Source organism: Mycoplasmopsis californica (genome assembly GCF_000695835.1).
Classification (GTDB): domain Bacteria; phylum Bacillota_I; class Bacilli_A; order Mycoplasmatales; family Metamycoplasmataceae; genus Mycoplasmopsis; species Mycoplasmopsis californica.
The window spans coordinates 386,209-407,911 of sequence record NZ_CP007521.1; the positions used below are offsets into that span (position 1 = coordinate 386,209).

17 protein-coding genes are annotated in these 21,703 nt (G+C 30.1%); 9 read left to right on the top strand and 8 right to left on the bottom strand.

From position 1 onward, the window contains the following. Positions 1-141: 141 nt before the first annotated feature. The 7 genes from MCFN_RS01570 to MCFN_RS01600 all read right to left on the bottom strand — a co-directional run bounded on the left by MCFN_RS01570 (position 142) and on the right by MCFN_RS01600 (position 13,737). Entirely contained in the window at positions 142-1,005 is an 864-nt protein-coding gene (locus tag MCFN_RS01570; RefSeq protein ID WP_038561581.1) for a bifunctional 5,10-methylenetetrahydrofolate dehydrogenase/5,10-methenyltetrahydrofolate cyclohydrolase, read from the bottom strand. Then, positions 993-3,497 (bottom strand): valine--tRNA ligase, encoded by a 2,505-nt coding sequence (locus MCFN_RS01575; RefSeq protein WP_038561584.1) that lies wholly within the window; start codon positions 3,495-3,497, stop codon positions 993-995. The genes MCFN_RS01570 and MCFN_RS01575 overlap by 13 nt, the downstream gene beginning before the upstream one ends. Positions 3,498-3,641: 144 nt before the next feature. After that, a complete protein-coding gene (locus MCFN_RS01580; RefSeq protein ID WP_038561587.1) occupies positions 3,642-7,622 on the bottom strand; it encodes an Mbov_0399 family ICE element protein in 3,981 nt (1,326 codons plus the stop codon). Between the two features lie 2 nt (positions 7,623-7,624). Next, positions 7,625-10,429: an Mbov_0397 family ICE element conjugal transfer ATPase gene (locus MCFN_RS01585; RefSeq protein ID WP_038561590.1), complete on the bottom strand. Its 2,805-nt coding sequence runs from the start codon at positions 10,427-10,429 to the stop codon at positions 7,625-7,627. A gap of 29 nt (positions 10,430-10,458) precedes the next feature. Then, on the bottom strand, positions 10,459-11,784 hold the full coding sequence (locus MCFN_RS01590; protein WP_038561594.1) for an Mbov_0396 family ICE element transmembrane protein: 1,326 nt from the start codon (positions 11,782-11,784) through the stop codon (positions 10,459-10,461). 1 nt (position 11,785) lies between these two features. Then, positions 11,786-12,112 (bottom strand): Mbov_0395 family pilin-like conjugal transfer protein, encoded by a 327-nt coding sequence (locus tag MCFN_RS01595; protein WP_051604558.1) that lies wholly within the window; start codon positions 12,110-12,112, stop codon positions 11,786-11,788. Between the two features lie 131 nt (positions 12,113-12,243). Then, positions 12,244-13,737: an MAG3960 family lipoprotein gene (locus MCFN_RS01600; RefSeq protein WP_038561597.1), complete on the bottom strand. Its 1,494-nt coding sequence runs from the start codon at positions 13,735-13,737 to the stop codon at positions 12,244-12,246. Between the two features lie 412 nt (positions 13,738-14,149). Between MCFN_RS01600 and MCFN_RS01605 the strand changes: the two genes are divergently transcribed. The 9 genes from MCFN_RS01605 (at position 14,150) to MCFN_RS01645 (ending at position 20,821) form a co-directional block, all read left to right on the top strand. Further along, complete coding sequence (locus MCFN_RS01605; protein ID WP_051604559.1) at positions 14,150-14,521, top strand: hypothetical protein; 372 nt, start codon at positions 14,150-14,152, stop codon at positions 14,519-14,521. A 425-nt stretch (positions 14,522-14,946) separates the two neighbouring features. Then, complete coding sequence (gene map / locus MCFN_RS01610; protein WP_038561600.1) at positions 14,947-15,699, top strand: type I methionyl aminopeptidase; 753 nt, start codon at positions 14,947-14,949, stop codon at positions 15,697-15,699. Next, a complete protein-coding gene (infA, locus tag MCFN_RS01615; RefSeq protein WP_038561603.1) occupies positions 15,700-15,915 on the top strand; it encodes a translation initiation factor IF-1 in 216 nt (71 codons plus the stop codon). Positions 15,916-15,924: 9 nt separating this feature from the next. Next, positions 15,925-16,038 carry a 50S ribosomal protein L36 gene (gene rpmJ / locus MCFN_RS01620; protein WP_004419372.1) on the top strand — a complete coding sequence of 38 codons (114 nt, stop codon included), beginning with the start codon at positions 15,925-15,927 and terminating at the stop codon, positions 16,036-16,038. Between the two features lie 8 nt (positions 16,039-16,046). After that, the gene (gene rpsM, locus MCFN_RS01625; protein WP_038561609.1) at positions 16,047-16,412 is read left to right on the top strand and encodes a 30S ribosomal protein S13; all 366 of its coding nucleotides are present in this window, start codon (positions 16,047-16,049) and stop codon (positions 16,410-16,412) included. Between the two features lie 9 nt (positions 16,413-16,421). Then, complete coding sequence (gene rpsK, locus MCFN_RS01630; protein ID WP_038561612.1) at positions 16,422-16,820, top strand: 30S ribosomal protein S11; 399 nt, start codon at positions 16,422-16,424, stop codon at positions 16,818-16,820. A gap of 26 nt (positions 16,821-16,846) precedes the next feature. Beyond that, the gene (locus MCFN_RS01635) at positions 16,847-17,869 is read left to right on the top strand and encodes a DNA-directed RNA polymerase subunit alpha (RefSeq protein WP_038561615.1); all 1,023 of its coding nucleotides are present in this window, start codon (positions 16,847-16,849) and stop codon (positions 17,867-17,869) included. Next, positions 17,869-18,231 carry a 50S ribosomal protein L17 gene (rplQ, locus tag MCFN_RS01640; RefSeq protein WP_038561617.1) on the top strand — a complete coding sequence of 121 codons (363 nt, stop codon included), beginning with the start codon at positions 17,869-17,871 and terminating at the stop codon, positions 18,229-18,231. The genes MCFN_RS01635 and rplQ overlap by 1 nt, the downstream gene beginning before the upstream one ends. Before the next feature lie 160 nt (positions 18,232-18,391). Continuing rightward, positions 18,392-20,821, top strand: a complete 2,430-nt coding sequence (locus MCFN_RS01645) for an MAG1360 family OppF-related protein (protein ID WP_038561620.1) — start codon at positions 18,392-18,394, stop codon at positions 20,819-20,821. A gap of 34 nt (positions 20,822-20,855) precedes the next feature. Here MCFN_RS01645 and MCFN_RS01650 read toward each other — a convergent pair whose 3' ends face one another. After that, positions 20,856-21,674: an HAD hydrolase family protein gene (locus MCFN_RS01650; protein ID WP_038561623.1), complete on the bottom strand. Its 819-nt coding sequence runs from the start codon at positions 21,672-21,674 to the stop codon at positions 20,856-20,858. Positions 21,675-21,703: the final 29 nt, after the last annotated feature.

The following is a 21,703-nucleotide window of genomic DNA, read 5'->3' on the forward strand; positions in this document are numbered from 1 at the left end:
TACCACCAAATTTCAAATGAGTAAAATTTGCAATAAAATTTTCATACAGAGGTTCTTTAAAACGTTTATTAGAACTCAACTTCAGACAAAAAAAGCAGGAAATTAATCCCGCTTTTTTTGATTTTTAATTAAATATAAAATCTATAAATCATTGTTGTTTTTAACAGCTCTTAAAAGATTTCTGAAAAGGCATACAACCGTTAAAGGTCCAACGCCACCAGGTGAAGGAGCTAGGGCAGAAATATGGTTTTCTAAATCAGTGTAGTCCACATCACCACGAAGACACTTAGTTCCATCCTCCTCAACTAATGTTGAGCCCACATCAACGACAACAGCATCTTCTTTAATATTTTTTTTGTTGATTAAATGTGGCACGCCAGCGGCAACAACTAAGATATCTGCGTTTTCAACACCTTTGATGCCCGACTCTCTATTGTGAGTTGATACTTGACCTACATTGCGAGTTTTAAGTAGATTAGCAGTTGGCTTCCCAACTAATAAACTACGTCCAATCACAGCAACTCGTTTGCCATCAAAATCAATATTATAATAGTCTAAAAGTTCCATAATTGCTTGTGCAGTTGCAGGGGTAAAATAAAAGTCCTTAGTTTTGTTATAGAAATTAAATGAGTTACGCGAAGACAGACCATCTACATCTTTTTCAAATCTAACCGCATCTAAAATTGGTTGAGTGTATGTATTGATTGATTCTGGAAGTGGGAGTTGAACAATGATGCCATCAGCTATTTCGTTAATTTCATCCATCTTTTTTAATAATTGCTTATAGCGAATTTTTTCTGGGAAACTATAAACCTGAGTCTCAACACCTAATTCGTCAGCTTTTGCAATTTTTTTAGCTATATATTTTTCACTTGCAGGATTATTGCCGACAAAAACAATAGCTAAAATTGGTTTGCGACCTAATTCCTTTGTTACAGCAGCAAACTCATTTTTTAGTTCAAGAGTTAATTTATTTGCCACAACTTTACCGTCTAAGATCTTCATTTTAACTCCTCCTTATATTGCTCTAGTTCAATATTGAATTTAGCTAATTTATCTTGTTCCAACTGAATTTTGATTGCCGGTGCTTTTGCGATAAAATTTTTATTTTGTAACATTAATTCAGCACGTTTAATTTCTGATTCTAGGAAAGCGATTTTTTTCTCAAGTTCTTTAATATATTCTTGTTTTTGCTCTTTGCTTTGTTTGATGTATACATTCAAATCACCATTAGCAAAAAGCGAATCTTTATTCACTTCACGGCGAGCATTTGCTAAGCTGTCTATTGAGTTTAAGATAAACTGATTAAGATCAATATTAACATCATAGTGTAATATTTCTTTTTTACTAATACCATTGTCTTCTCTGTATTTTCGTAAAATTGTTACAATTTTTATTACGTTTTGAACTTGATCAATTACCTCGTCATTTAAGGTTTTTAACATTAACGGTTTTGATTCTAAGATTTCTTTATCATAAAGAGTTTTATATAAATAATCAGTAATAAATGGTAGCAATGGATGTAGAATTAATAATAATTTTTTGAAGTTATCTAATGCCGCTTTTTTGTTAGGCATAATTTTTAAAAGTTCCACGTATCATGATGAAAAATCAGAATAAATGAATTTATTTAATTCGTAGCCTACTATGGTTAGTTCATATTTTTTAAAAGCTTTGTCAATTGTTTTATTTAGTTGAACTAAGCGATTATTAATTCATTTATCGGCAGGGGAATATTTATTTTGTAAATCATCTGGCAGATTTTGAATATAACGAGCTATATTTCAAATTTTATTGCATAAAGCTCAGGCAGATTTAACTTTTTCTGTTGAATATCGTAAATCTAATCCAGGCGTTGTATTGGTGGTTAAAAATCATCGTAATGCATCAGCACCATATTCAGCTATTACATCCATTGGATCAATTCCGTTTCCTAACGATTTGGACATTTTCCGTCCTTGTTCGTCGCGAACAAGACCGGTTAAAAGTAAGTGCTCAAATGGTTTTGCGTTTTTAAATGCTAAGGAGAAAAAGTACATGCGTGCAACTCAGAAAAAGATTATGTCGTAACCTGTTACAAGCAGTGATGTAGGGAAATATCGATTTATTATACTTTCAGAGTTAGCGTCAGGTCAACCTAAAAATGAAAATGGAGCAAGACCTGATGAAAATCAAGTGTCTAAAACATCCTCATCTTGAATTCAACCTTCTCCTGGGCAATTAACTTGAACTTTTATTTCACTTCCTTTATACCAAGCAGGAATTCTGTGGCCTCATCATAACTGGCGAGAAATTGTTCAATCGTGTGCATTTTCCATTCAGGTACGCAGTGTTGAAGAGAACCTTTTTGGGAAAAACTTGACTGAATCTTTTGTTTTTAAGTGCTCTAAAATTAAAGAACTTAATTTGTCCATTTTCACAAATCATTGCGGCATAACTAAAATTTCGACAGCTTCTCCACTACGTTCTGAATATCCAACATTTGATGTTGTTTTTTCAATTTTTTCTAGGAAATTATTATCCTGCAAGTATTTCTTAATTTTCTCACGGGCTTCGAAGCGTTCTAAACCGTGAAAGATTGAATCGGAAGCATTGATATACCCATCTTGATTTATTGTTTCTTTAATTTCAAGATTATGTTTTTTAATAATATCAATATCAATTTCAGCATGAGCTGATAACTTCATTATTCCGGTTCCAAACTCAATATCTGCGTAATCATCAGGGATAAAAGGAATTACTTCATTTGTTAAAGGGTGGCAAATCTGAATGTTTTTTAAATTATTATATCTTTTGTCTGCTGGATTATAAATAATCGCAACATCAGAAAGCATAGTTTCAGGGCGTACAGTTGCTACTAGCAAATGTTTATCAGAGTTTAAAATTGGGTACTTAATGTACAACATTTCTTGCTCGGTTGGTTTGGGGATAACTTCAATATTTGATAGTGCTGTTTTTAATTTTGGATCTCAACTTATCGCTCTAGTCCCACGATAAATTAAACCTTGTTTATAAAGTTCGACAAAAGCATGATTAACTGCTTTATTGGATTTTTCATCTAGTGTAAAACGCTCACGCTCATAATCAAGACCTAAACCAAGCACTTCTCATTGAGAACGAATTGATTTTGAATACTCATTCTTTCACTCTCACACTTTTTTTAGAAAATCTTCACGACCTAAATCATGTCTAGATTTTCCTGTTTGGTTATATATATTGCTCTCAACTCGACTTTGGGTCGCAATTCCTGCATGATCCATTCCCGTAATATAAAAAACATCGTACCCTTTTAATTTTTTATAACGAATAATGGTGTCTTGAATAGCTGTGTTTAACGCGTGTCCAATATGCAATTTACCAGTAACGTTAGGAGGCGGTAATAATAAACTAAAAGGTTTTTTAGCATTATCATGAGTGCTAAAAAACTTTTTATTCTTTCATTTACTCGCAATTTCAGGTTCAAAATCTTTTGGGTTATATACTTTATCTAAAATCATGAACACCCCCGTTTTCTCATACTTAAATTAAGTATATAAAATTATATCATTTAAATTTAAATTGAGAGATTATATAAGAGATTCTTAAATTATTTTTAATGGAGATAACCTAAAAATGATTAATTTACTGAAATTTATACTGAGTTATTTAATTTTTTTATCATAATATCTAGTTTTGACCGCTCAAACAACAATGATAGTCGTTAGCGCAATTCCGACTATTGAAGGAATAATAATACTTAATAAAAATTTAGTATTTGTTGATTTTGTTTTATGTTGTTTAATATTCAATTTTGTGAGTATGTCAGTAATTTTTATCGGTTTTAAATCATTAATTATTCGCTCACCTGATTTATTACTAAATCACAGTGTGGCTGAATTTTTTACATACTTTCCAAACGCATTAATTTCAATTTTTTCCTTAAAGAATTGATTGGGGCTAGCGGTCAATTTATTTGTTAAATTATCCAATTCATCAGCGCTAATATGATAATCTACATTAAATATTAATTTGAATTCATTTTCAAAATAATTAACAATATCTCTAACTATATTTAATCTTAAAATTGATTTTTGACTTTCAGCGTAATTGAATTGTTTTCCAGTAATTTTAGTTAAATCTAGGACGGTATTTTCATTTTTGGAATAAACCACTTTTGAAGCGTGGTTAGTAATTTTAAACACACCTCTATTAACAAGTTTGCGATTTATCCCCGAAATCGTAAAGGTAAACGATTCGCCCCCTCCCTTGCTTAATTTTCACAATCCAATATCATAATTATCTATTTTAATATCTTGGTTAAGTCTCAGGTTGTGTAATTTCGCAATTCTTTCAACTATAAATTTATCCAAAATCGGTTTTATCAATTCTGCATTATCTTCGTTAAAACTAAAAGACTCAAATTCTATCTTTGATAAATCGACTTCTTTTTCAAATATATTTGATGCGCTATTGTATACCTTTGCAAATAAGATTCCAGCTCCTTTTTTTGCCTCAACTATTAGTATAGAATGTGGATTGTATTCATTTTTTGCGGGTGTATTAGGAGTTTGGCGTTCTTTTGCAACTTGGTCTAGGTTTTTGATTATAAAATCTTCATTAGTCAAGGGTGCTAAATCATTTGTAATTTGTTTAGTAATAAATTCTTTTATTTTTTTAACTTCTGTTAAACCATTTAAGTGAATATTATTGATTTTTTTATTCAAAAATAAATGTTTTTGTTGTGTTTTAAATGAGATTCCTTGCTGATTATTTTTTAAATAAAATTGAAATTTATTTGAGGGAAAAGCACGAATATTTTTTCCATCTTTTACCTTAAGTTGTATGTTTAAAACATTGTTTACTTTATCTAGGAATGTATATATATGAAATAAATTGGCTAAACTAACTGATTTTTCGGTTTTTAGCACTTGATCTATATTTTGTATTATTTTCGTTTCAAATTCGTCTAGTGAGTTTTCGGTAAACAAGAGATGTAAATATTCGGTATTAAGTTTTATATTGATATTTTCAACATTTTTATAGTCGACATCAGAAAATTTAAGCGGTACAAAAATCTCATTGCTTGTTAATTTAAAATTATCGTTTAAACTTTTTGGTCTGATTTTTATAATATATCCTTGATTATCTCTACTTAACTCAACCCCTTGAATTTCCACTTTGTCTTTATATTTAAATTCATCTAGCAATTCTTTTTTAGCTAAATTTAAATCTGATTTATACTTTGACAAAAATGAGCTAGTTGTAAATAAGTTATCTTTAATGTGTGTCGGCAAGGGAGTTATTGGAATATACTGACTAGAATTAGAACGTCAAAATAAGTAATTAACATACCTTTTATAATGCTCCATTGTTTGTTGATAATTTAATTTATCTATTTCCTTGTCTTTTATGTTTTGTGAGTATAAATAATCGCGAAAATGAGCACCTTGTTTCGATTTTCATAACGGAACTATTTGACCACTTGTTAAAGCGACGTTATCAGTAAAATTGCTCGATGGTTCAGTGTTTTCTTTAATTAAAACCAGTTTAAAATTACTTATTGAATTATGCGAATTCGATACAAATAACCAAATTCCGCTATTTGAAAAGTAGCTGTTATCACTCGTTTGCAAAATTTCTTCCTTAAACGGCTTATTGTCAAAGTTTTCAAATTGCAAAATATTATTTTTTTGAACTAGTTTAAAAAGTAAAAAGTTTTCACTTTTTCCTATTAATTGTTTTAAACCTCCTTTTCCTAACACTATTGCTTCAGCTATAACGCCTCTATCGAGTGTTTCTTTTGAATTAGGTACAAATAGTGTTTTGGCTTTATAGGGTAATTTAGTTTGCTGATAATATTTTTTTTCTTGATAATTTGAGTATAAATAACTGAAATCTTTATAGTTACCGTCAGTAAACATAGATTTTTTTAAATAGTGATTAAAATCAAGTAAAACCAATTCTTTTTTAGTTCCCGTGATTGGATCGATTGATGGGTCGTATTTTTCGTTTTTTATTAATTTACCTTTTTCGTCTCTAATTCTCTTTCCATTTGAATCTATTAAATACTCGCTAATTAATTGAGCTTGGCTATTATTTGCGCTAGGATCTCATCCATATCATTTAAAATCTATTTGCGAAGAAAGTGAATCGACAACAATTATTTTAGTATATTTTAGTGTAAGGTTCTCTTCTAAATTATTTGAGCCTTTATACTGATAAATTTCAATTTTATACTCGTTTTTTTGAAAACGATCACCACTTTGACTATCTACGCTAAATGAATTGTCAGCACTATCATTTCTTCCATCTAACAGGATTTTGCTAAATTGTCTATCTATAACATCAACTTTTTTTCCGTTTACTAATAAAACTTCATTTTCTTTTAAACTTGTGTTAAAAATAATTTTTAAAGGAGTGTGAGCTATTCAACGTCCACCTCAAAATTCTTTAGAATTTATTTTGCCTATTTTTGTCTTATCTTCTGGGTCGCGAACCAATACATCATCAACTAATTCAGTTGTATTTGTGTTGAAATCAACTCATTTTCCAAGATTTATTTTAATTCTTTCATCAATATTATATTGATCAATATTTTCGCTTGCTTCAATAATAATTCTTATGTTTTCAGCAAACAGTTTAGTTTCATTATTTTCATTATTAATTACAATAACATTAATGTTATTGTTGCCTTTTACTCTGTATTTCAGACGTAATTTAGCCCCTATATCAGATAGCTTTTTATTAAAATTACTAATCTTATCTTCTAGCATATCAATATTAGACCTAAATCCCGCCTTATTAACAGTTGTGTATAAATCACCGCCAATTTCTGATTTTATTTTGATTAAATCGGTGTTTTTAAGAAGTTCATTTTTAATAAATGATCAGTCTTTTTCAATCTGTTCACTATTTCTGAAGGGCTGATAATAATCACCTTTTATAGAAAGTGTCATTCTCGAAGCATTCTTTAATCTATCGGGAGCTTGAAAGGTTTTTGACTGTCAAGTTCATATTGTTTCAGTATGGTAAATAAAATCACCGTGGTATTCTTCGATATGATCTAGTACTTCTTCTGTGTCATATTCTTCATAATTTACAACATAGTAGTCATTTTCAAAAATTAATTCAACACTTGGATTTGATTTTTCATCTAAATTCATCTTCAAGATTTTAAATTTATCATGCAAATCGTTTATAAACTCTTTTTCCGACTCAGATAGAGTAGTTTTTAATAGATTATCGGCAATAAATTGATTAAATTCTTTAAAACTTGTTTTAATTTGCGTAATAAATCCTTTGGATATTTTTTCATCTCTTGTCCGCTCTGTGTTAAATAATTCTTCTTTCATCACATCATCTAATGGTTCGTATTCTGATGAAAAATAGGATTTTTCCACTTTAAATTTATGACCCAAAATATTTATTGTATCCGCACCTTTTTCTAAAGGAAGATTTACGTTATTTATATTGATTTTATGCGCTGTTTTTGTTTGTGGTGTCTTAGTAGCCTTCGACGATCACTCGATGGGCAGTTGTTTATAAGTTGCTGAAAGTGAAGAAACTAATGAAATAAAACTAACTGCCATAGGAAGCCCAACAGCAAGCTTGTGTAATGGTAGTTTTCTCTTTAATATACCCAAATTTACTCCATTCTCTTAAAATCACCTTGTTTAAAATAAAGGTTTTTTTCGAAATTGTTATATCAAGCTTCAATTTTTATTTTAGAATTCAAATGTAATGAAACAAGACTATTACCGATAATACCATCGTTTAAAAAGCTTGTAGTAGTGCTGTTCAACCCTCCGGCATATTCGTACATCTTTTTAACAGCTCCTAAGTCATGATTTTTAAGACCGAAAATCGTTGAATATTGGCAGTTTTGAACTATACTTTCCGCTTTTTTAGAGATTAATAAATCTGATGGCGATTGTGTTGTTAAATCCATAGAAAGTAAATATTTACGCCCTGTTTTAGTTAGTTTTCATAAGAAATTAAGCATTAGTGGTTTTAATTCATCAACATATTGGTGTACTTCATCAATAAATAGCACCGTGTGTTTATTAGGGTTTAAAATTACGTTCTGATAAACTAGGTTTTGAATTAAAGATAGTAGTACATATGTTGCAATGTTATTTTCCTCTTTTCCTAAGCTCATTAATTCTTTTGTGTTAAAGACAATAAAATCATTATTTAAATTAATGTTGGTCTGTGCGTTATATAATTTTTCATATTTTCCGTTATTTTCGAATAAATACTCAAAAGTATCAATAATGCCATCAATTAAAAATGCCTTTCTCTCACGATCGTAATTATCTTTATAATCCCATTTTTTTAAAATAGAAATTAAATCACTCATCACCGGCCATTTCAGGTTGTTTAAATCGGTATAATGCTTACACTCCTTAACTCCGATATTATCGTAAAGTTTTTTAACTGCTTTCATTATTATCATAATATGAACATCACTAAAATCATCTTTAACAAGTTTAAAGAATCCTTCTAATCATTCATTGTGCTTTTTAATAATCGAACCAATTTGTGGTTCTTTATTAGTTTCTTTTTCTCACAATTGCATTCTAACTTCAAGGGGATTTAAGCAAGCTGTTGAGCTTGTGCCTAAATTAAATATTGTCCCTCCAAATTTTTTTGCTAAATAGTTATATTCATTTTCTAGATCGATTACATAAACATTGTGATTTTCCATTAAAGCATCGACAATTGATTTTGATTTTGAGGTTGATTTTCCTTTACCACTTGATCCTAATGTAAATCAATTGTAGTTGGTACGACGATTATTTTTTTTATAAAATCGATCAACAATAATCGCTTCGCCAGTATCGAGTGTAGTACCTAATAAAGCTAAATTTCCGTCATTTTGGTATTCATTTTCAAAACTTCATCCATAAGCTAAATTATGCGAGCTAATTTGCATTGCTTCATTTAAATTGTCAGTCGGAATAAGCATAGTTTGTGCGAATGCTTCAAATTGACGAAAAGGCAGTGATTTTAGCTTTATTTTGCTTCTTTTCGCGTTTGATAAATTTTTATTTTCAAGATTTCTTAGCTCACGCAATGAACTTGCTTCATTAACTATTAATAAATGGAAATTGAACAAATTATTATCATTGACCAATATTTGTTCCTCAAGATGTTCAATCGCTTCCAACTGCAAATTATTCCCTTTTTTATTAAATTGCGAATTTATAACTTCATTATTGTCGCGAGTTGTTCGGCTACTTTTATCTATTAAATCAGCAATTCCATCGTATCCAATAACACCCATATTTCAAACTATATTGGAATTATTATTTAGCAACTCATAACTCCACCCGTTCATTAAACGCAATGGTAATTCGGACAAAACCTGAATTGAATAGTATTTGCCATCTTTAATAAAATAACTAGGCTTAAAAATAACTTTTTCGCTACATAATAATGATGATAAATTTAACTCTTTTACTTCGATGCTAAGTTCTTTTCCTTTTGTTTTATGTCTAAAAAACCAGTTTTTTACACGTGAAATTCAATCTTTTTTGTTTATTGGTAGGTTCAATTGAGTTTTTCAATTGTTTTTATCGCTTGCTTTTTCTAAATACTCGTTAGCTTTCTGCTGATCAACTTTTAAATGATTCTGTCTTGCAAGAAATTTAATTAAGTTTATACCTTTTACAACTTCGGGTTCAAGTTCCATAGAATTAAGTAACGTATACGCATTGTCCACGCTTTTGTTTAATTCATGAATTCGACTTTGATACAAAACTATATAATAAGTATCCACCAGAATTTCTTTATCAAGCATGTCAAAATCTAAGTATCTTTCGTGATAAAGATTTTCAAAATTTTCTTTAACAGATTTAGGTGCCCCTAAATCATTTAACCGATTCATTTTAGACTCAATATTTGACTTTAAACACTCAAAATTCGCAGTGTAATCAATAAGTTCTTTATTCCGTATAATGCTTAAATGTAAATTTGACGAATCTAGCAAATTGATAAACTTTGCTAAAAACGCCTCGGCATCCTCTGCTTCCTCACTTCATGGCGTTTTACCTTTAAATTTAATTACTGCAAAATACTTAGTTCCACTTTTTAAATTTTTTGTTTGCACATAAGTGTTGTCTAGAATTTTTTCATATGGAACTAATAATTGTGTGCTTAAATTTTTGTTCTCATATTTCTTAGTTTTAAATGAGTATCTAAGCATTCAAAAAAATAAAATATATAAACGAACCTGATATTTAGGAATTTTAATTAAAACTATACTTAAAACGGCAAACGAAGCAAACCAAACCACAAGTTTAATCAGAGTGTTTAAACTTTTAGGCAATAAAATATTTGATCCAAAAAATGAAGTCATTAAAATAGCAACAAGAATACCAAAATCTAGTCACGTATAGTTTTTAAATACTTTATTTTTTGTCTTTTTAATATTTTTAGGTTGTAACATATTTATTCCTTTTGTGTTTAAATATTCTTCTAAAATATATTTTTATTTTTGTAACCAGATGATATTTTTGCATTTGAATTAGAGACCTTGTGTGAATTTAACCGTTTTGAGACTATATCTAAGATTGAGCTTCTTACCCCTGACAGGCCTGTATTAGAATTTAATTGTGTAACATTGCTTATTTTTTGATTAAATTCAGTATTAGTTCTGTGTTTTTGGGCAATATTACTTGATAAAATATCCCTTCTTTTTAACCTTCCCGCTCATTCATAATTAGTAAATTTATTTAATACGGTTCTATCTTTACTAAAATTATTTGTTTTGTAAACAGGCATATTTTGTATGACGTTTGAAGATGTGGTGAATATTTTTTTAGTTTGATTCAATGAGGCTTTGAGTGACGTAGCTTCGCCGACTAGATTACCAAGTTCTGATGCCACACCCTTGGCAGCAAATGCACCACCCACACATACTGCAAACAGCAGTAAAATTTTGGCTATTCAGTCGATTTCGAGAGTGTTTATCCATTTTTCGCTTAGTGAAAGAAATATTGTAAATACCTGAACTGATAATACTAGGCCTAAAATTACAAAACTTTTTCCAAAATACATTCATGCTCACCTCTTCATTCGTTTGCCACCATCCGCAATTGAACTTGATGCGACAAATGGAGAAATAATAAATAAATAAAATTGCTGAAATATTTTTTGTACTATAGTTAATAGACCCGCCACCAACGGAATACAGGTGGCATAAGACATTAAGGAACCTAAAAATAACATTTTAGAGCGGGTTCCGTGACTTAACTCATTATATATTTCCCGCGTAAAATTAAAATTGTTGTCTGCTACGCTTTGTCAATCATCAAAACTTACCGAAGACATTTCTTCGGGGTTGTATAAAGAATTAAAAATTTGTTTATCTACTGCTAAATCCTTTGTTGAAATGATTAGGCTAAACATTATCGAAATTAAAATGTTAAATAAATATATTAATAACGGGATGCCAACAACAAAAATCATTGAAATAAATGAAAATTTCAAAGCAGTAGACACAGGGTTAGTTTCCGCCCATTCCCCTCTTCAAAATCCTAATCTAATAACGCTAATAATGAATAAAAACACGTAAACCAATGCTGAAATAATAGCTAAACGTTTAAACATATCTGGCAAATGAGAAAAACTTAGCGGTTTATTTACATTCATCCCAAAAAGCAAATACTGAGGTAGACCTATAGAAATTAATTCATAAATTTTGACAATACCTTTAACAAATAACAATGGTACCACAACACAAATGTAATAAAGACCTAGTCAAATATAATAAATTAATGTATTTATTGCACTTGTAATCATATTAATTACCTATTGTTGCAAATGTTTTCATAATGGTTGTAATAATTGGTGTTATTCCTCATAAAACAACAATTGCGATTAAAAATATGCCAAGTCACTTCAACCTTTTTAACTGCGTTTTTCTTTCTTCTTCATTAGACGTTTTTCCTGCCGCTCAAAATGAGTAAGCGGCAACACAAATCACAATTAAAGTTAGCAGTCCAGCAAATGCACCTAATGTGATGTTTAAGTAAAACTGGACTTTATCTGCAATAGCTTGTAAATTATTGCTTATATCCAATCCACCACCTACACTAGATGCACCATCTAAAATTGCTCTTAGTTTCATTTATCTCCTTTCCTTTAGTAAAATGGACGATTATCCATTCACTTATACATATTCAATTATTTTGTAGTTTTTCTAAAAAAAGGAAAAAAATTGCGTTTTTACACAAAAAGTTCAAATAAATACACTGAATTTTAATGTTTAAATTTCCATTGAAATATCTCAGAATAAAGATTTATAAAATTGCTTAATTTTAATTCAGCAGCTTCTTCTAGTAATAGATAAGGTTTATCAATTTTGTCAACAGAACTTATGCTTGCTCATATAAAGTTGTAAAATTCAATATTTTTTGACGAAAATGTTTTTATAAATTTTGAATTAGTTTCCTTTTGTCATTTTTGTCCCATTAAATATTTAATAGGTTGAACAACGTCATGATATATTTTTCATGCTCAGCGATAGGTATCTCTAAAATCAGTTGTTTTTGTATATTCAAACCCACTAAATAATTGAAAAATATTTTTATTTTCACTTTCAAAGGTTAGACCCATAGCATAATCAAGTTTAAGATAATTTAAAATTGCATCTTCAAGTTCGCTTATTATGTTAAAATTATCAACAAAATGTTCAGCCAGTGTTTTTCTTGGGTCGTTAATTGAAACAAGATTTTCTTGCATTTCATTTTGCACTGAATTTGTAATAAAACATAAAAATTTCAGTCAATTAAGCAGTAATTTGTATTGTATTGACTGAATCATTAGTCCTTTAGCGTCACTTAAATAAATTCAGTCAATTAGGTCAAGAGATAACGACTCATCTTCTTTTAAGCTTTTTTCATAAAATTGTTTTGATATGAAAATATCTCGGTTATCTTCATGGAAACTGGACTTAGAAGTAATTGTTCTTTGCAACTTTCACAAAAGCGAAGGAATTTTTTTATTTAGATTCTTGTCGTGATATGAATTTTTATCTTTTGGTGACCTCGGCACTCAATTCTCTATTGAGCAGGTTTTTTCATTATTTTCTTGGTAGCCGCCAATCAAATTATCTTGTGTTTTCATCAGATTTTCACTCGCCTCATATGAGCAATAAAGTTCAAAACTCTTATGCAAATAAGTCTCAAGATGTTTTTTTAAAAAGTCAAAATTCAAAATTCTAAAAGCACTCTCTTTCAATATTTTTGCATCAGGAGTTGCAATATATTCTCTGATGGATTTAACGTCCAAAAAAGACAATAATTTATCAGCAATCTCATTGAATTCAGAAGGGCTTATTGGCCTAGGTTCATACTTGCTAAAAGTTCAAAATCTAGTTGGTTTTAGCGACCTTATTAATAGCGATATTTCTGAAATGGTGGGAAAATCAAAATCTTCAAAATTATCAATATAATAATCTTTTATCTTAGGTATCATTTTATCGATCTGTGAATTTTTTTCATCAAGCACCATCGAACCATAGTACAAACGTTTTTTATGGAAATTATCTTCCTTAAGACATAAATAATTTATTCCGTCATAACTAAAGTTAAACTGATCAATTTTATTATTTTTAATCGTCTTTTTTTGATTTTGTTTTTTTGAAACTTTAATATCAATCCCAACATCGTTATTGGACTTCGCGCAGGCAACAGTAGCATAAGACGCTAATGTCGTGATGGTGCTTAAGATTTTAACTTTCTTATATTTCATTTTAACCTTTCAATTATCTACATTTATATCTAGGTGCATTAATTAAAAAAAGGTAAAAAAATAAATAAAATTAGCATTCAAAATATAAAAATGCTAATTTTTGTGCAATAAAATTAAGGGTATACTTAGAGATCAAGATTTTATAAGTTATGTCTCAAGGCTGGGAAAGTATAAGAATGGTGGTTATTTTACTTATTCATCAAGTGACATAAAAAAATATATTTGTTATAAACTGCAAAAATCAAAAAAAACTCAACAAAAACATATGGGAGCTATAACTATCAATTTTTAGAAATTCTAAAAAAATCTTTTTAACCTCGCTTACTTCAGGGCCTCCAAGCAATGCTAAATTAAAAATTTTGCAGGCGCTATTGCTACAGATTTAAGCAAAAAATTAGGCACCGAGTACGAAGTGCAAAGTTTAGGCTTTAATGCAGGTAAAGAGGGTACAATTAACGGACGACATATTGATAAAAGAGTTGATGTCACAATTACTAAAAATAAAAAAGCGATTGCAGAAATCGCAGTTAAATTCGTAATGTCAAACTATAAGCAGAATTCTAACAATTATTTTGAAAATATGCTCGGTGAAACGGTAAATATACGCACAAATAATATCCCGTATTTTCAAATCTTTATAATTTCTAAAAAGATGCCTTATTATGATCTGCACAAAAATATATCCAGATGAGATTGTCCTTCTGCTGAAAATTTAAAAAAATATGTCAAAACGAGCCGTGATAACACAGACTATTTTTTCATACGCCAAATAAAACTCTCTTAGTAGTTATTGATTTACAAACGCGTGCTGACTTTAATCCTAAAAATTTTTCTGAATATCAGGATTATTTTTTAACACATCAAGAAGAATTTAACGTTAAATATGACGACGTAGATTCAGATTTTGGTGATAACGTTATCATAAATGACTATAATAAATTTATTGCAAAAATTTATCATCTAATACTATCTTTGTAATTCAAAATTTAATTTTATTTTTAAATTAATTATATAAAATGCGTATAGACATTGTGGCAAATTAGACTTTTCCGCTATCACATTTAAAATTGCACTAAATTAAATATATAAGAAAAAAATAAAGCAAAATTTTAATACAAACTAAAAAATCCTAAAAATAAATTTGTGTTTTTATGTTTTTTTGATAATATTTAAATGTTATATTTTAATATAACAATTTTTGGTGGCAAGATGCAAATACATATTAAAAATAAAATTGAAATTGAAAATATTAAAAAATCTTGCCAAATTCTGGCAGAAGTTAAACAAATTGTTTATAACTACATAAGACCAGGTGTTTCATTAAAAGAACTGGATTCAATCGCTTTTAATGAAATAGTAAAAAGAGGAGCACAACCTGCATTTTTAGGTTTATATGGATTTAAACATACGATGTGCATCTCAGTTAATGAAGAATTGATCCACGGCATTCCTAGTGATTACATTTTAAAAGATGGCGATATCGTATCTTGTGATTTAGGATGTATATACAAAGGAATGAATAGCGATAGTGCATTCACAAAAGGTGTTGGTACTATCACTCCGATAAATAAAAAACTAATTAATGTGGCCAAACAAGCTTTTGAGGCAGGCGTAGCAGCGATTAAACCCGGCGCTAGAGTTGGTGATATCAGTTACGCAATTGGTCAAGTTATTAGAAAAAACAAATTTTACACCCCTGATGAGTACTGCGGGCATGGGATAGGTTATTCATTACATGAAGAACCTAACGTCTTCAATGATGGCCTGCCTGGAAGTGGTCCTTTATTAAAAGATGGAATGGTAATTTGCATTGAACCTATGGTTATGCAAAAAAATTCAAAAGTCAAAGTTAAAAGTGATGGCTGAACTGTTGTTAGCGCTAGCGGTTTAACTAATTCACATTATGAACACACAGTTTTAATTCAGGATGGCAAGGGTGTGGTTTTGACGAAAGGAATTTAAATGGCAAAAGATGCTATTAAATTTAAAGCAATCGTTAAACAAGCTTTTTCTACTGATGAATATGAGGTAGAGCTTGAAAACGGTATGGTAATTAAAGCTCATATCTCTGGAAGAATGCGGGTAAATCATATTCGTATTTTGCCGGGGGACAGCGTCGATGTAGAAATAAGTCCTTACAACTTGAATTTAGGGCGTATTATCTACCGTCATAAATAAGGAGAAAACATGAAAGTTAGAGCAAGCGTTAAAAGAATGTGCAAAGATTGTCGTGTTATTAAACGTAGAGGAATTATTAGAATTATCTGCGCACAACCAAAACACAAACAAAGACAAGGATAGGAATATAAATGGCTAGAATTTTAAACGTTGAAATCCCAAACAATAAACGTGTTGTTATTTCATTAACATACATTTATGGTATTGGTTTAACAATATCAAAAGAAATACTTGCAAAAGCAAAAATTGACGAAAACATTAGAGTTAAAGATCTAAGCGAAGAACAATTATCAGCAATCCGTGAAGCTGCGAGAGAATACCAAACAGAAGGTGATTTACACCGTGAAGTTTCATTAAATATTAAACGTTTAATGGAAATTAAATGCTACCGTGGTATGAGACACCGTAAAGGTTTACCTGTTAGAGGTCAATCAACTAAATCTAATGCTCGTACACGTAAGGGTCCTAGAAAAACAGTTGCAGGTAAGAAAAAATAGGAGTTAATAATGGCTACAACTAAAACTAAAAAAACTAAAAAAAGAGCAGTAGTTAGTGGTGTTGCTCACATTCACTCAACTAATCAAAATACAATTGTTACTTTTGCGGACGAAAACGGAAACGTAATCGCTTGATCATCATCAGGGGCTATTGGTTACAAAGGATCGAAGAAAAAAACCCCTTATGCTGCCGGTCTAGCAGCGCAAGCAGCTACCGAAATGGCTAAAGAGCGTGGCATGAAAAGTGTTAGAGTTGAATTAAAAGGTTTAGGAGCAGGTAAAGATGCCGCTCGTAAACAAATAGAAGTGTCAGGTATCACAGTTACTGAAATCAAGGATGTTACACCAGTTCCACACAACGGAACTAGACCTCCTAAACGTGTTCTTAAACGTGAAAAAATGAGATAGAAACAAAACAATCTAAGGAGGAAATAATGGAAAAAATGGCAAAATTAGACTACACCCAACTTGAAACAATCAATGCAAATGTTAAAGAAGTCAATCATGCAACTTTTGCCTTACAACCTTTAGAAAGAGGTTTTGGTCAAACTGTTGCAGTCGCTTTACGTAGAGTGCTATTGTCAAATATTACTTCATTGGCAATGTGCGCTGTTAAAATTGAAGATGTTGAACATGAATTTCAAGTAATTAACGGCGTGGTCGAAGATGTTACATCTTTAATCATGAATTTACGTAAAGTTAAATTCCAATATAGCCCTGAGTTAGTAAATGACGATGAAGTTATCAAAGTTGTTTTAAACGTTGATAAACCTGGGCCAGTTACTTCAAGAAGTCTAGAAGTTGTTAACTCAAATATTGAAATTACTTCAAAATCAATACATTTGGCAACAATTAGTGGTACAAAAGGCAAATTACACTTAGAAATGTTCTTGCGTCCTGGACGTGGCTTCATTTCTAATGAAAAAAACAAGAAACTAATTGCCTCAACCAACTTTTTAACTCAAATTCATTCAAATATCAAAAAAGGTATTTTGATTGCAACCGATTCAAATTTCAGTCCAATTGAAAATGTAAATTACAAAATTAACGAGTTAAACTCTGCTTCAACTGATATTGAAGAAAGATTAGAGTTTTCTGTAACAACTGACGGCACAGTCGGTGCTAAAGAAGCGATTAAACAGGCTTGTGAAATTATTATTGGTCACTTCCAAATAGTCGGCAATGTTGAAGGGATGATGATTGATAACATTTTCAAAAAAGATGAAGTTGAAAAAGAAGTTGTTAAAGAAGAAAATGATTTAGATATTAGTGCACTAAACTTATCAGTGCGTTCTCTAAACGCTCTAAGAAAAATAGGTAAAGTTACACTATCACAAATCGCTCAAATGACTTATGAAGAATTAGAAAATACTAAAAACTTAGGTAAAAAATCTCTAGATGAAATTGTTTCTAAATTAAAAGAATTCGACTATGAATTGGCAAAAGGAGAAGAATAATGGCTAATCCAAAACAAATTTACTCTCGTGATACTAAATGAAGAAATGGTGTAATGCGTACACTTGTGAGCGAATTATTCGCACACGGACGTATTACAACAACCCTAACTCGTGCTAAAGAATTACGTCGTCACGCTGAAAAACTAATTACAAAAGCTAAAAACCCAACTCTCGCAAATCGTCGTGCAGTTGCCGCAGTATTGCGTCCAACATTAATTAACAATAAAGATAATGTTTTAAAATATTTATTCGACACAATTGCACCTAAATACGCACAAAGAAATGGCGGCTACACACGTATTTACAAACTTGTAGCTCGTCAAGGTGACTCAGCACCTATGGCTATTATCGAACTTGTTTAATCCAATTCTAACTTTAATTACCAATCCAAAAAATGGCTATAGCCATTTTTTTATTTTCTGGAAGCTATCTATTGACTTAAACAAAAATTAAAAACACTTCAACACTCATAAATATAATATTTAATTTAATATTGACATTTAAATTGCTATACTTAATAATATGACAAAAGATTCAAAATTATTTTCAATTGATATGTATTTTAAGCCAGGAAAAAATAAAGATACATTTAGCGATATCCCGACCCTAAAAATAAGAAATAATAGTGCTAACGCTTTTTTGATTTTAGACTCGAATTCTGACATGCTTAAAAACTGTTTTAAAGATATAATCAACTCAGAAAACTGCGTTAAATCAATGTTCTTGACTGATGAAAATGGTAGAAGGTATGAAACATTGAATAATAAGGAAATTATTAATGCAATCAGTTTTTATGGTCTGGACAACTTACGCACACATCAACAAATGACTCCAATTGCCCAAGAGTATTCGCGGATCAAGCAAAGCTACTTTTTAGACAAGAGCCGTTATAGACAATTACTAAATTTAATGGAAGTTAATGAATTTAAAATTAAAGCTATTATGCTAGAATCTTTTCGTAACAATATCAATATAATTCACTCAGAAAACACTGATTTTAAACGTGATTTTGAACACAATTTCAATTCTATTATTGAAGCACTAAGAGATGGAAAATTTGAACATGCATTAAATTTAAGTAAGCGACATGTCGAAAATTTTGATTGGTTTGGCGAAAAAATTGTTTATGAATTTTTAGAATTATTTCAAACTCTATTCGCATCAGCTCGTAAAATTATGATGGAACATTATCAAAGCCCTGGTTTTTTAGCTTTAACTAAACTTGAATCCTTCAGTCGGCGTTATGAGTTAGTCAATCAAATGCAACACACATCGAAAGAAATGGTCAAGCGACAAATTCATCTTCGCGACATTAGAAATGATAAACACATTATTGAAAAACTACGTAAACAGAACTTAAAAAACGGACTTGAACGTGGCACAAACTTAATTCAGTGATACAAATCTGCTGTCAAAATTCTTAAAAATAAAAGTCATTTTTTTGACAAAAAATCACCTGAGTATACACATATTTGAAAAAATATTATAACAATCAAGCATATAATTAAAGTTTTAAACCGCTCCAAATACACCTTGCGAGCGCTCACTAGCGAGAATTTCGACGACTTAAAAATTTATCTAGAAGCACGACGCTCACTTTTTATAGCCAACAACCTTGCATCAAACTCACTCACACAGGATACAAGGCATATTGAAAATATTAAAGCTATTGTTAAAAAAGAATTTTACGTTGATATTGAACAATACATTGAGCAAAGCTATGGAAATGATACAATCTACACTGATGAACTTCGCCGTTTAAAGCGACACATTAAGCGAATACAAGCTAAAAAACTAAATGTTTTTGGGATTGAAAATTACAAAAACAATTTACACCATCTAAAAAATCGTGTGAATACCCTCAGAGCTAAACGTGATTGACAAAAACAGTTAGAGCGTGAAGAATTTAAGCGAGCAATCAATTTGATGGCAATTTACAACACTAACGCAAAAACATTAATAAAAAATTATTATTCATTAGTTGATTTTGATCATAATTCCCTTGAAAAATTAAGTCAAATAATTGAGCATTATACCTCCAAGAATGAAGAAGAACACAAGATTTTATACACAATTAAAGAGAACATGATAAAAGTGAGCGAACTACTTAAATCAATTTCATTTCTCTATGATTATGTCGAAATTCTTCGCTCGATGCTATTTGTACGCTTTGATTTAACTGATAAATCAATTAAATCAATTGATATCTTTATAAAACTAATTAAAGTTTTAAACAATGCATCGTTCAGTATATCGAGTTTGACTAAACCAATGAGCAATCTTTCAAATATATCAAGCTTAAAAATAGGACTTTTAAGCGAGTTGATGAGTGGTTCTAAATTGCTTTTTATTAATGATGACATTAAAAACACTGATATGCGTTTAAAAAATGAATTTTTACGGATTGCTAACGATTTATGTAAAGAATCAAACATTGCCTACGCTTTTATCACTAATAATTTAGAATTGATTAAAAATCACGAATTTAACAATATTTTTGTCTTTTTTGACGGAAAACTAATTGAGTTTGGTAAAACAAGAAAAGTTCTAAAATCTCCTTTACACCCAATTTTAAAGCGTTTTTTGAACTCTTCTTATCAACCATTGCAAGATATTAATCAGATTAGTAACTACATTTTTGCTGAGCCATTTGAATTTGTATCAGGGCATTACATCATAGCGCCCAACAATATAATTAAGCGTTTAAGTGCAGACGATTTAAACGATCGGTATGATGGTAATGAAATTGAATTAGAGGCAACATCCATTTTTGATCTCGAATCATATAATGATACTCAGGACACAATGATAGTTAATTTAAGCCAAAAGGATATAAACACTTTAGAAGTCGATATTGACCAACAACTTACCAGTGAATACGCAACAATGATGAAAAGCGAACAAACAAACCTTACCGACACAATTTTCATTTCTCACGATGATGCATTTTAAATCTAAAAATAGAGCTAAATGGGCTCTATTTTTATTAAATTAATGAATACATCATTGTCGCAATTGAGTTAGATGTGTTTTCGCCAATAACTATATCAGCTGCTTGCTTTGCATCATCGCTAGCATTACCCATAGCAATTCCTATAGAAGCGTTTTTAAGCATCTCAACATCATTACCCGAGTCTCCAAATGCGTATATATTTTGAGCATTTATCAATCCTGGGCGAAGAATATACTCTATTCCACTTCATTTATTAATATTTTTAGCATTAACATCAATATATATTGAATTAGTTAATTTAACCTCGTAGAAGTTACCTATTTTTTCACGAATCAAATTAGCTTGATTCTCCATTGTTTTAAGTGGTCCTCGTAGCGCCATTTGTACAATATTATTACGCTGTTCAACGGCAAATTGCTTAATTTCCTCAGCGTTCACAAAATTAACTTGTGAAATATCCATTGCATTTTGTTCTTTTAATCAATCCGGAACTTGACTTTGGTTATAAAAATTTACACTCTCTTTAAAAGTGTCAATCCGCATTATTAAACCTTGCTCCAAGGCCGTGGCAAATAACAAGTCGAAAACTACTGTGTCTATTTTACCTATTACAGTTGTTTTTCTATTTATTACGTCATAAATAACAGAGCCATTTGACCCAATTAAATAATCAAAAAGTTCAATATGTAAACCTAATGAGTTAATAATATTTTCCAAAGCTCTGCCGGTAGAAATTACATTATAATGGCCTTTTTCTTTAGATTTTTTTAATGCTAGCAATGTCTCTGGGTGAATTAAATTAGCTTCTGTGAATAACGTGCCATCTAGGTCAAAAGCAAAAATACTTACCATTATTTCTCCTTTAAAGTAAAAAAATTTTA